General features: G+C 71.0%; 10 protein-coding genes. 1 reads left to right on the plus strand and 9 read right to left on the minus strand.

What is annotated here, in order from left to right:
• Positions 1-13: 13 nt before the first annotated feature.
• A complete protein-coding gene (locus tag D0D28_RS03870) occupies positions 14-1,639 on the plus strand; it encodes a hypothetical protein (protein ID WP_116109755.1) in 1,626 nt (541 codons plus the stop codon).
• Here D0D28_RS03870 and D0D28_RS36010 read toward each other — a convergent pair.
• The 9 genes from D0D28_RS36010 to D0D28_RS03920 all read right to left on the minus strand — a co-directional run bounded on the left by D0D28_RS36010 (position 1,636) and on the right by D0D28_RS03920 (position 12,096).
• Positions 1,636-3,147, minus strand: coding sequence for a hypothetical protein (locus D0D28_RS36010; RefSeq protein WP_205413184.1), 1,512 nt, complete (start codon positions 3,145-3,147; stop codon positions 1,636-1,638). The two genes, D0D28_RS03870 and D0D28_RS36010, sit on opposite strands and share 4 nt — an antisense overlap.
• Before the next feature lie 96 nt (positions 3,148-3,243).
• Positions 3,244-3,765, minus strand: coding sequence for a DUF3558 family protein (locus tag D0D28_RS03885; protein ID WP_429727724.1), 522 nt, complete (start codon positions 3,763-3,765; stop codon positions 3,244-3,246).
• The gene (locus D0D28_RS03890) at positions 3,762-4,205 is read right to left on the minus strand and encodes a hypothetical protein (protein WP_116109759.1); all 444 of its coding nucleotides are present in this window, start codon (positions 4,203-4,205) and stop codon (positions 3,762-3,764) included. Before D0D28_RS03890 ends, D0D28_RS03885 begins: the two co-directional genes overlap by 4 nt.
• A 70-nt stretch (positions 4,206-4,275) precedes the next feature.
• Complete coding sequence (locus tag D0D28_RS03895; protein WP_116109760.1) at positions 4,276-6,228, minus strand: ABC transporter ATP-binding protein; 1,953 nt, start codon at positions 6,226-6,228, stop codon at positions 4,276-4,278.
• Complete coding sequence (locus tag D0D28_RS03900; RefSeq protein WP_094003458.1) at positions 6,228-6,779, minus strand: TetR/AcrR family transcriptional regulator; 552 nt, start codon at positions 6,777-6,779, stop codon at positions 6,228-6,230. The genes D0D28_RS03895 and D0D28_RS03900 overlap by 1 nt, the downstream gene beginning before the upstream one ends.
• 115 nt (positions 6,780-6,894) lie before the next feature.
• On the minus strand, positions 6,895-8,223 hold the full coding sequence (locus D0D28_RS03905) for a dihydrolipoamide acetyltransferase family protein (protein ID WP_116109761.1): 1,329 nt from the start codon (positions 8,221-8,223) through the stop codon (positions 6,895-6,897).
• A 6-nt stretch (positions 8,224-8,229) separates the two neighbouring features.
• Positions 8,230-9,258, minus strand: a complete 1,029-nt coding sequence (locus tag D0D28_RS03910; RefSeq protein WP_094003460.1) for an alpha-ketoacid dehydrogenase subunit beta — start codon at positions 9,256-9,258, stop codon at positions 8,230-8,232.
• The gene (pdhA, locus tag D0D28_RS03915) at positions 9,258-10,466 is read right to left on the minus strand and encodes a pyruvate dehydrogenase (acetyl-transferring) E1 component subunit alpha (protein ID WP_116109762.1); all 1,209 of its coding nucleotides are present in this window, start codon (positions 10,464-10,466) and stop codon (positions 9,258-9,260) included. Before pdhA ends, D0D28_RS03910 begins: the two co-directional genes overlap by 1 nt.
• A 355-nt stretch (positions 10,467-10,821) precedes the next feature.
• A complete protein-coding gene (locus D0D28_RS03920; protein WP_116109763.1) occupies positions 10,822-12,096 on the minus strand; it encodes an ABC transporter substrate-binding protein in 1,275 nt (424 codons plus the stop codon).
• Positions 12,097-12,278: the final 182 nt, after the last annotated feature.

Raw genomic sequence — 12,278 nt, forward strand, 5'->3', positions numbered from 1 at the left:
AGGAGGGGGCGAAATGGCGGCACGCTGGCCTGCCGTGGCCGCGGTCGCCGGGGGTACCGCGCTCATCGGGCTGCACGGGTGGTCGTACGGGAACTGGATCAACGACGACGCGGCGATCACGTTCGCGTACGCGCGTGACCTGGTCGACGGCGCGGGGCCGGTGCTCCAGCCCGGCGCGGAGCCGGTCGAGGGGTTTTCCAACCCGGCCTGGCTCGTCCTGTTGATGCTGGGCAAGGTGTTGCGCCTGTTCGACACGGGCGCGATCTTCGGGGTGCCCGACTACGTGCTGTTCCCGAAGGCGCTCGGATTGGCGTGTTGCGCGGGCGTGCTCGCGGCGTGCCACTTCGCGGTGAAACGCGTCACGCGATGGGCGTGGCTGGTGACGTTGTTCGCCGGCGGGTTGCTGGCCGCGATCCCGTCGTTCGTGATCTGGTCGCTGTCCGGGCTGGAGAACCCGCTGTACGCGCTGGCGGTGGCGTGGCTCGCGGCGCTGCTGTTCCGGGCGGTGGCGGAGGGGCGGGTGCCCGACGTGCGGATCGGGTTGTGCGCCGGGCTGGTGGTCGTGCTGGCGGCGCTGACCAGGCCGGACGGCGCGATCTTCGTAGTGGTGTACCCGGTGGTGGCGCTGGTCTTCGCGCAGCGGCTGGTGCCGGTTCTCATCTCGGTGCTGGCGTTCGCCGTCCCGTACGGCGGCTACTTGCTGTGGCGGCACGCGGAGTTCGGGCGGTGGGTGCCGAACACGGCGGTGGCGAAGAACCAGCAGCCGCCGTCGTGGTCGGACGCCGGGCGTGTGGTGGAGCCGGTGGAGTACCTCGGCTGGCCCGTGGTGCTGGCCGGGCTGGCGACCGTGGCGCTGGCGTTTTGGCTGGTCCCGGCGCTGCGGCGGCCGCTCGTGGCGTGGCTGGTGCCGCTGGTGCTGGCGCTGGCCGCGTACTGCGTGCTCAACCCGGAGCCGGGCGGCGAGTTCCGGTTCGCGACTCCCTTGTGGACGATGGCGGCGCTGGTCGCGGCGCTGTCGGCGGTCGAGGTGATGCGGGCGCTGTCGGTGCGGTGGCGGACGGTGCTGGCGGTCGTGCTGGTGGCGGCGGCGGTGCCGAGCGCGCCCGCGCTGGCCGATTCGGGTCGCGGGTTCGCGAACGGGCCGGTGGTGCCGCTGTGCCAGATCGCGGAGCGGTACGGGCGGCTGTTCAACGGGTACGCGGACACGATCGGCCTGCGGGCGGGGTCGGTGCTGCTGCCGGACATCGGCGGGACCGCGCTGACCAGCCGGTTGCGGGTGGTGGATTCGGTCGGGCTGGCCGACGCGCGCATCGCCGACCTGGTGTCGACGGGCGATTTCGCGGGGCTGCGGGATCACCTGTTCGACGAGGTCAAGCCGACGTTCATCCACACGCACGTGCCGTGGAGCGACGTGACGGGGCTGACGTCGGACGCGCGCCTGGCCGTCGACTACGCGGCGGTGGTGCTGGACCGGACGGGCAAGAACGGCGACTGGGTGCGGCTGGACGCCCTCGACGGGGACGACCTGGTGAACCTGCGCGCGTACGCGCGGGTGACCGTGCCGCGGGTGGAGCCCGCGGCCGCGGCGGCGGTGACCGGCCGCTGCGGTGACGTGCTGCGGCCGGGCCAGGTGCCCTAGTTCGGCGGGAGGGCCGTGGCCAGGGAGGTCTTGGTCTGGGCGAGGCGTTCGGCCAGGGCGGCCGGGTCGCCGTCGAGGCCCTGGGAGACCCAGATCGCGACGGCGTAGCTGCCCGAGGTGTACCACGTGCCGCTCATCTGCCCGGCCGAGTTGCTGCCGGTGACGGCCTTGGCGTCGGTCGAGCCGGAGGGGACGGTCTGCAGGCCGGCGCTGAGGGAGTGCTCGTAGAGGCCGCGGGTGATGGTGGCGGCTGCGGCGGGCGAGCCGGCGGGGACGACCAGGACGAGGTAGCCCTGCGGGCCCTGGGCGGAGCCGCGGAAGATGACCTGGCCGGCGCCGTTGTCCTTGAAGAGCTGGCCTTCCTCGCGGGAGTACAGCTTGAGGTCGATGCCCTGGTCGACGGTCAGGGTGCCGTTGTTGGAGCTCGGGGTGCCCGGCAGGGTCGGCAACCGAGCCTCGACGGCCTCCGGTGAGCTGGCGGCGGAGTTCGCCGACGCGGTGGTCGTGGCGGTGGTGTTCTGGTCGCGCAGGAACCACACGCCGGCCGCGACCATGGCGATGACCACGACGACGCCGAGGGTGATGAACAGCCAGGTCGGCTTGCGCTTGGGAGGCGCCTGGAGCCGCGGCGCCGGGTCGAAGGGCATGGGCTGCTGGCGGGGCGCGTGCAGCGGAGGCGGCGGAGCCATGCTGGGCAGGGCCCGCGCGGGCGGCGGCACGGGGTTCGTGATGACGGTGGGCGCGTCCTCGATGGAGGGGAAGCGCATGGAGTCGGTGGCCCGCTCGTCGGCCGGGCTGGGGGCGCTGGTGGGCTTGTCGGTGGCGAGCAGCTGAGCCGAGATGCTCTGGGTGGGCCCCTCTTCGGTGGCAAGAGCACCAAGCTGCGGCTGCTGACCCGGCTCCTCACCCGGCTGCGGCTGACCTGGCTGCGGCTGCTGGCCCTGCTGCGACTGACCGGGCTGCGGCTGCTGCCGCTGCTCCGGCTGGCCCGGCTGTGGCTGCTGGCCCTGGACCGCACCCGGCTGCTGCACCTGGCCAGCCGGTACCTGGCCCAGCCCGGCATCAGCCGGACTCTGCCCAGCCTGCGGCTGGCCACCCTGGGCCGGACCGGGTGGAACCTGGCCATGCCCGGTGTCAGCGGGGCTGTGTCCACCCTGCGGCTGCCCGTTCTGCGGCTGCCCGTCCACGCCTACGGGCTGCGTGATCTGCCCCTGCTGCCCCTGCGGCGGGTGCCCCTGCCCCCAGTGCGGCGGCACCACACCGTGCGGATCGTGCGGCGGCCACGGAGCCTGCCCCGGCTGCGGCGTGAACCCCGGAGCGGCCGGATTCGCACTCTGCCACTGGGGCGCCCCATCAACCCGCCCCCGCGGCGAGGCCACCGACGCCGGAGCCACGTTCCCGGACGCGGCGGCGAGCAGCTCGTCGCGCATCTTGCGATGCTGGTGCTGGGTGATGGTCCCGTTGGCGAGCTCAGCGTCCAAACGGCGCAGCTCATCCTGCCAACTCATCCCGGGGCTCCTCGGTCAACTTGCGCGCGGTGGACGTCACCGAGAAGATAGCGCGATCAAGCCCCCGGCGGTGGCGGATGTGTCCGATCCGCCCGCCTAGCCCTTCGGCAGCAGAGGCTCAACCCTCTCGGCGAAGGCCTGCGCGTTCGGACAGCCCTGAGCGTCTTCACTGGCCCGCGCCATGGTCGCCAATACCAGGGCGAGGGCGTGCTCCCCGACCCCGACCGCAATCGCACAACCGCCGGTGGGGATGTCGGCTTGCAAGGCGTCTCGGCCGTTGATCGAAATTTCCCGCGCGCCGGTGTTGTCCGCGGCGAATCCGCTGAGCCCTTGAGTGGAATCGAGCGCGAGGCTGTAGGTGATGAATTCCGGTTTCGAGGCTGTGCATTGGTTCCGGGGGCTCTTGTTCTCGCCGGGGTTGAAGCCTTGACCGGCGTTGAGCTGGTCGAGGAGCTGGCAGGCGTTGAGCCCGGCGAACACGCCCGAATTTCCCGAGCTCGAGCTGGGAGCCGGACCGGGCGCGGGCAACGCGCTGCCGGAGACAGTGCTGGTGCAGGCGGTTCCTGCCGCCAGTGTGCAAGCGACGGCCGCGATGGTCCGGGCAGATCGACGGTTCACCGAGATTCCTGGTTCCTGAGGGTGTTGAGCGCCTTGGTAGCCGACTCGTCCGAGGCGTCGTACTTGCTGATCGCGGTTTCGATGGCTTGACGAAGCGTTTCCAGGGTGTCCCGCGCCGCGTTGAACACCTGGACCAGTGACTGATCGTCAGAGTCCATCGCACTGAGGAAATGTGCGGCGGCTCGCTGTGCGTACTCGTCGTTGCCGAACTTGGGGGCACGTTGCAGCAGATGCACGCGTTGGCCGACCTCGCCCAACCGGGTCTGCATCTGCGTCACCGCGCGGCGCAGGTGGCTGCCCGTCTCCTCGTCCACCGCCCACCTGCCCGCCTGCGCGTCCGCCAGCATGCGCTTCGCGTCGGTGGCCATCGTGGTCAGTTGCTGCTCGCCGCCGAAGACGTTTGCTACCTGGGTTGCCACGTCGGTCGGGTTGTCGGTCATGAGCCCTCCCTCGCTCGAGCAGCACGATAGCGTCCGGCTCGCCCCGCTGTCACCGAGTCGGTGCGGAGTGCTACGCCGCCTCCTCCAGGTATGCCGCCGCCTGCAGGGTGAACAGTGCCGCGTAGTCCCCGCCCTGTGACATCAGCTCATCGTGCGTTCCTTCCTCCGCCAGGCGGCCCCGGTCGAGCAGCAGGATCTTCTCCGCCTGCCGCACCGTCGAGAAGCGGTGCGAGATGTACAGCGTCGTCCGGCCTTCGGACAGTGCTCGTAGCCTCGTGAACAGGTCGTGCTCCGCCGCGGCGTCCAGCGCGGACGTCGGCTCGTCCAGGATCAGCAGCGGCGCGTCCCGCATGAAGGCCCGCGCCAGCGCGATCTTCTGCCACTCGCCGCCGGACAACGAAACCCCCTGGTCGAACCACCGGCCCAGCGGGCTGTCGAAACCCCTCGGCAGCCGGGAAATCCGCCCGGCGACCCCCGCGCGCTCCGCCCCCTCCTCGATCCGCGGCCGGTCGGCCAAGCCGCTCAGCTGCCCCAGCCCGATGTTCTCCGCCGCCGTCCCCTGGTACGTCACGTAGTCCTGGAACACCGCCGAGATCCGCGCCCGCAACTCGTCCGGGTCGAACTCCCGCAGGTCCACCCCGTCCAGCAGGATCCGGCCCTCCGTCGGGTCGTAGAGCCGGCACAGCAGCTTGATCAACGTCGACTTCCCGGCCCCGTTCCGCCCCACCACGGCCACCGTCTCACCCGGCCGGATCTCGAACGACACCCCGTCCAGCGCCTTCTCCGCCGCCCCCGGGTAGCTGAACGACACGTTCTCGAACGACACGTGCCCCCGCACCGGCTCCGGCACCGGCCGCGCCAGCGTCGGCGCCGTGATCCGCGGCGCGGTCCCCAGGAACTGGTACAGCGTGTCCAGGTACAGGTTGTTCTCGTACATCCCGGAGAACCCGCTGAACAACCCCTGCACCGACGTCTGCACCGCCGCCGCGGCCGCCGTGTACAGCGCCAGGTCCCCGATCGACAACCGCCCGGCCACCGCCTCCAGCGCGATGTACAACGCGATCCCCGAACCGGCCAAAGTGGACAGCAGGCTCCACGCCGTCCCCACCAGGTTCCGCCGCGTGGTCAGCCGCCGCTCGCGCGCGTAGTAGTTCTGCCCCAGCCGCCGGAACCGGTCCACCAGGTACGGCCCGAGCCCGAACAGCTTGGTCTCCTTGGCGTAGGTGTCGGTCGTGACCAGCGAGTTCAGGTAGTCCATCCGCCGCCGGATCGGGGACATCCACAGCGCCAGCAGGAACGCCCGCGACCCGTACTTCGACTGCGAGATGAACGCCGGCACCGGCGCGGCCAGCGCGACGACCGCCAGCAGCGGGCTCACCGACACCAGCAGCACCACCATGCTCGCGAACGTGATCGACGTCCGCACCAGCCCCAGCGCCGAGGTCAGCATCGCCACCGGACGCTGCGGCGCCTCCTGCGACGCCTGCCGCAGCTGGTCGTAGGACTCCGAGTCCTCGAAGAACTGCAGGTCCAGCTTGCTCGCGTGGTCCATCACGCGGTGCCGGATGCTCAGTGTCATCCGCTCCTGCAGCAGCTGCTGCGCCGCGTTCGTCAGCGCGGTGCTGATCGCCGTCGCGGTGAACACACCGAACTCCAGCACCGCCAGCTCGACGATCCGGGTCGTCGAGCCGTGGCCCTGCACCGCCGCGGCGACGGCGTCCAGCAGCAGCTTCGCCACGTACGCGGTGGTCGTCGGCAGCAATCCGCTGATCAGTGTGGACAGTCCGATCAGGATGGTGATCACCGGGCTGGCCTGCCAGGCCAGCCGGACCACCCGCGGCAGCCCGCGCACGGTGCCGCTCGCCGACTGCCGGAACCGCGCCAGCCGGGACCGCAGGTCCGTCGGCTCGTCCCGCACCGGGTCCGGGATGTCGACCGGCCCGGTCAGGCCGCTCTCCGCGACCGTGCTGCTGGCCCGCCGCATCTGCCGCCGCAGGCCGATCGACGGCCCGCCCCCGTGCATCACGCGCTCACCGCCCCGTGCAGGAACACGTCGATCAGCTCCGCCGTGGTCAGCACGGCCTGTTGCTCGTCGCGGCGGCGCGAGAACAGCAGCGACAGGAAGACCGCCGCCAGCTTCTCAGCGGGCAGGCGCAACCGGTCCTCGGGCGTGAACAGTTCCGCGACGGCCTCGCGCATCGCGGTGAAGGACTCCATTCGCGAGCCCTTCCGGTGCCCACCGCGCTTGAGGTGGCCGGAGGAGTGCAACGCCGACATCAGCGCGCCCATCCGTTCCAGGTGGGCCGACAGCGCCTCGGCGGCTTCGGTGAGCCGGTCCGGCAGCGGCTGGTCGAGCGGGATCTCGGCGATCGCCTGGAGCACGCCGTCCGGGTTGAGCGCCTCGGCGACACACGCGTCGATCAGCTCGTCCTTGTCGGTGAAGGCGCGGAAGATCGTGCCCTCCCCGATCCCGGCGGCCCGCGCGATCTGCGCGGTCGTCACGGCGGCGCCGTGTTCGACGACCAGCGGCAGCACGGCCCGCACGATCATGCGGCGACGGTCTTCCGCGCTCATGCCGGGCGCGCGGCGTCTGGGAGCTTCGGTCATGACGACCAGTGTGCGGAGTGAGCGCTCACTCCGTCAAGCGGTCAAAGAGCGGGGCCGCGCCCGAACGACGCGGCCCCGACCCTCAGTACGTGATCGCCATGGCCGGATCGGCCAGCAGCGCGCCGACGTCGGCCAGGAACTTCGAGCCCTGCTGCCCGTCGACCAGCCGGTGGTCGAAGCTCAGCGCCAGCTGCAGCACCTTCCGCACCGCGAGCTGCCCGTCCACCACCCACGGCGCGTCCTTGATCGCGCCGAAGGCCAGGATCGCGGCCTCGCCCGGGTTGATGATCGGCGTGCCGGTGTCGACGCCGAACACGCCGACGTTGGTGATCGTGATCGTGCCGTTCACCATGTCCGCGGGCGGGGTCTTGCCCTCGCGCGCGGTCGTGGTCAGCTCGTCCAGCGCCCGCGCCAGCTCCGGCAGCGACATCGCGTCCGCGTCCCGGATCTTCGGCACCACGAGCCCGCGGGGCGTCGCCGCGGCGATGCCCAGGTGCACGTAGTCCTTGTAGACGATCTCGCCGGCCGCCTCGTCCCACGACGCGTTCACGTCCGGCGTCCGCTTCGCCGCCATGCACACGGCCTTGGCCGCGAAGGCCAGCGGCGTGAGCTTCACCCCGGCGAAGTCCGGGTGCTTCTTCAGCCGCTCACGCAGCTCCATCATCGGCGTCACGTCGATCGTCAGGAACTCCGTGACGTGCGGCGCGGTGAAGGCGCTCTCGACCATCGCCGCCGCGGTCGCCTTGCGGACGCCCCGGATCGGCACCCGCCGCTCGCGCTCACCGGCCGTTGGCGCGGGAGCGGCCGGGCGCGCCGCCCGCTCCACGTCCTCACGCGTGATGATCCCGCCCTCGGCGGACCCGGTGATCGTCGACAAGTCGACACCGAGGTCCTTGGCGAGCTTGCGCACCGGCGGCTTCGCCAGCGGCACGTACCCGCCGCGAGCCGCCGCGGGCGCGGCCGGAGCCTGAGCCGGAGCAGAAGCCGGTTGAGCCGGGGCCGAACGAGCCGGAACCGGAGCGGCGGCCTTGCGCGGCCGTCGCCGGGCCTCGGTCGCCTTCGAGCCGTAGCCGACCAGCGGCTTCATCTCCTCCTCCGCCGGGGCGGCCGGAGCGGGCGCGGACGACCCGTTCACCGCCTGGGCCGGAGCCGCCGACGATCCACCGGGATCCACGTCGACAGTCAGCAGCGGTGCCCCGACCTCGACGGTGTCCCCGGCCTCGGCCAGCACCTCGGTGACCACACCGGCCCACGGGATCGGCAGCTCGACGGCGGCCTTCGCGGTCTCCACCTCGACGACGATCTGGTTGACCTGGACCTCGTCACCCGGCTGGACGCGCCAGTTCAGGATCTCGGCTTCGGTCAGGCCTTCGGCGGTGTCGGCGAGCAGGAACTGCTTGTACTCGGGCACCCCGCCTCACCAGCCCATCGCGCGGTCGACGGTGTGCAGCACGCGGTCCAGGTCCGGCAGGAAGTGCTCCTCCAGCTTGGACGGCGGGTACGGCGTGTCGAACCCGGTGGCCCGCAGCACCGGCGCTTCCAGCGAGTAGAAGCACTCCTGCTGCACGCGCGCGGCGATCTCCGAGGTGATCGACGACTCCGAGGACGCCTCGGTGACCGCGACCAGCCGTCCGGTGCGGCGCACCGACTCGAACACCGGCGCGAGGTCGAGCGGCGAGATCGTGCGCAGGTCGATGACCTCCAGCGACCGCCCTTCCTCGGCCGCCGCGGCAGCGGCGTCCAGGCACACCTTGACCGACGGCCCGTAGGCGACCAGCGTGCAGTCGGTGCCCTCGCGCACGACCCGCGAGGCGAACAGCGGCCCGCCCGGCGTCGTCGTGTCCACTTCGGACTTCAGCTGCCCGTTGTGGTAGAGCCGCTTCGGCTCGAAGAACAGCACCGGGTCGTCGCACGCGATGGCCTGCTGGATCATCCAGTACGCGTCGGTCGGGTTGGAGCACGACACGACCTTCAGCCCGGGGATGTGCGCGAACAGCGACTCCGGCGATTCGGAGTGGTGCTCAACGGCACCGATCCCGCCGCCGAAGGGCACGCGCACGACCACCGGCACCTTGATCTTGCCCTGGGTCCGGTAGTGCAGCTTGGCCAGCTGCGAGGAGATCTGGTCGAACCCGGGGAAGATGAACCCCTCGAACTGGATCTCGCACACCGGCCGGAACCCGCGCACGGCCAGGCCGACCGCGGTGCCGATGATGCCGGACTCGGCCAGCGGCGTGTCCAGCACGCGCTGCTCGCCGAAGTCCTTCTGCAGCCCGTCGGTGATGCGGAAGACGCCGCCGAGCTTGCCGACGTCCTCACCGAGGATGATGACCTTGTCGTCGGCCTCCATCGCGGCGCGCAGGCCCAGGTTGAGGGCCTTGCCGATGGTCAGCTTCTGCACGGCGGGCACCGCACCGTCCACAGGGGACTTGACGGGGGCGGCCATCAGCGCTCACCCGCTTCCACGAAACCGGCCAGGTAGGACAGGTACTCGTCGCGCTGGGCGTCGAGCACCGGCGACGGTTCGGCGTAGACGTTCGCGAACACGCGTTCCGGCGGCGGTTCCGGCATGTTGAAGCAGAACTCGCGCAGGTCCGCGGCGAAGGCGTCGGCCTCGGACTGGATCTGGTCGAACCACTCCTGGTCGGCGAACCCGTTGCGCGCCAGGTGCACCCGCACGCGCTCGATCGGGTCCTTGTGCTTCCACACCTCCAGCTCCTCGGAGAGCCGGTAGCGGGTCGGATCGTCGGTGGTGGTGTGCGCGTCCATCCGGTAGGTGAACGCCTCGATCAGCACCGGGCCGTTGCCGTGGCGGCACTCCTCGAGCGCCCAGCGGGTCACCGCGAGGCAGGCCAGCACGTCGTTGCCGTCGACGCGGATGCCGGGGAAGCCGTAGCCGCGGGCGCGCTGGTACAGCGGGAGCCGGGACTGGCGCTCGGTCGGCTCGGAGATCGCCCACTGGTTGTTCTGGCAGAAGAACACCAGCGGCGCGTCGTACACCGCGGCCCACACGAAGCCCTCGTGCACGTCGCCCTGCGAGGTGGCGCCGTCACCGAAGTAGACGATGGTCGCTTCGCCGTCGTCGTCACCGACCTTGCCCTCGAACTTCTGGCCCATCGCGTAGCCGGCGGCGTTGAGGACCTGGTTGCCGATCACGATGGTGTACGGGTGGAAGCCGTGGGCCTGGAAGTCCCAGCCACCGTGGTCGGTGCACCGGAAGATGCCCAGCAGTTCCTTGAAGTCGACACCGCGGGTGTAGGCCACGCCGTGTTCCCGGTAGCTCGGGAAGGCCATGTCCTGCGGCTTGAGCGCGCGGCCGGAGCCGACCTGCGCGGCCTCCTGGCCCAGCAGCGGGACCCAGATGCCGAGCTGGCCCTGGCGCTGCATGGCGTTGGCTTCCCGGTCGGCCCGGCGGACCAGCACCATGTCGCGGTAGAGCCCGCGCAGCGCTTCCGGGTCGACGTCGGAGATGTAGCGGTCGAACTGCGGCGAAGCGATTCGCTCGCCTTCGGGGGTGAGCAGCTGAGTCACCTCAGCGCCACCCGCGTCCGTGTTTCGCAAACCGGCGATCACCTGCTCCCGCGATGGTTGGGCGGCCTGTGCGGCCGGTCCTTCGCCGGGCTCCGGGTGCGTCCACTGTTCGGGGGACGGCATGCGCGTTCTCCTCGGTGTCCTGCCACGAGGCCGCTTGTGGCGGCCGCTGATGGCTGGCCGCCGGCCACCGACGATTCGGGTCCGAAGCGCGGCAGCCGTCGGCCGTGACGGCTTACGGGGAACATCCTGACACGAACCAGCCCCGGGAGTGCAGGTCCGCGCCTGATTTGTTGCGGTGGAAGCGGGCTCTGAGCTGGGGAAACGCTCGGACGCCCGAAGGACGGCCCACCGACAGTCTGCCGTGCGGCAGCACGCTCACCTGCTCGGAAGTGACAGACGGGCCACCTCCGTCGCGCGGAACGCTCCGGAGGTGACCCGCATAGGCCGATCCAGTGACCTGCGTCACGCCACCCGGTTAGAGGTTGGCCTTCGTGAACTGGTACTGCTGTGCCGCCTGTGAACTGAAGTTGTACTTGAGGGTGGCCAGCCCGAACGGCTTCGCCGGGTCGACCTTGAACAGCGTGCTCGACCGCGGCGGGTTGCGGGTGTCGGCCGGGCCGTACTCGTAGTCGCCGGCGAGCCCGTCGAACGACACCGTGCCCAGCTCGCTGGACGCCTTCAGGATGCCGTCGCGGGACAGGTCGCCCAGCTCGACGGCCTTCTCCAGCACCGCCGTCATCGCGCGGGCCTGGTTGTAGCCGAACGCGAAGTAGTAGTCCGGCTCCTGCTGCGGCGCGAACTGGTTCTTCCGGTTGACCATCTCGGTCATGCCCGGCACGGAGTTGTCGCCCCACTCGGTGCCCTCGGCGACGATCGTGACGTACTGCTGCAGGTACGGCGCGATCGCGGACTTGGCGAACGCCGAGGTGTAACTCGGCGACTGCCCGTACCACCTGGGCGCGAACCGGGCCTGCGCCGCGGTGCCCCAGATCTTGGCCGCGTCCGTCGGGGTCGCGGTCAGGAACACCATCTGGCAGCCGGCTCCGGCGAGCGCGCCGATCTGCCCGGCGTAGTTCTCCGTGCCCGCCTTGAAGCGCTGCGTGTTCGCCACGGTGAAGCCGTAGTGCTTCGCGGCGAAGTCGATGCCGGCCTGGCCCGCCTCGCCGTAGACGTCGTCCTGGACCATCGTGCAGATCCGCGAGTCCTTGGTGCCGCCACCCTCGGTGAGGTAGTGGTCCATCGCGTTGATCGACTGCACCTGGTACGGGCCGCCGACCGGCAGCAGGTTCTCCTCACGCACCCACAGCGCGTCCAGCGACGCGGGCGCGGCGAGCATCTTGTCCGCGCGCAGCTGCGGCAGCACGGCCAGCGTCGACGGCGTGCCCAGCAGCTGGGTGAACGCGACGACGTCGCCCTTGACCTTGTTGTACTGCTGCACCGCGACTTCCGGCCGGTACTGGGTGTCCTCCTGGACCAGCTCGACCTTGTACTTGCCGGCGACGCCGCCGCGGGCGTTGAGCGCGTCGAACCAGACCTTGTTGCCCGAGGTCAGCGGCTGTCCGATGACCGCGACGGGCCCGGACAGCGGGGACAGCACGCCGAGCTTGATCGTGGTGCCGTCGAACCCGGTGGTGGCACCCGGGTTGCCGGCCTGCCCGCCACCACCGCCTTCGTCGTCGCCCGCGCCACCGCACGCGGCGAGCACGAGTGTCGCCGCGGCCAGCACCGCCGCGATCCGCGTTCTCTTCATGGACGCCTCCTCGACTGGGTTCTGTTTGATAAGCGGCGGAGCCGCTTGTTGTGGGCCGTGCGCTTGCACCGCCGCGGGTTCTGAGGTGGTTCCTGGCGAGGACAGCGCCGACGTGGTGACCTGGCGGTCATGAGGAGGCGATCCCACAGCCGGGGGCCGCCTCAGGTTCCGCCACCCGCACC

It is taken from the genome of Amycolatopsis ruanii (assembly GCF_003385175.1).
Classification (GTDB): Bacteria; Actinomycetota; Actinomycetes; order Mycobacteriales; family Pseudonocardiaceae; genus Amycolatopsis_E; species Amycolatopsis_E thermalba.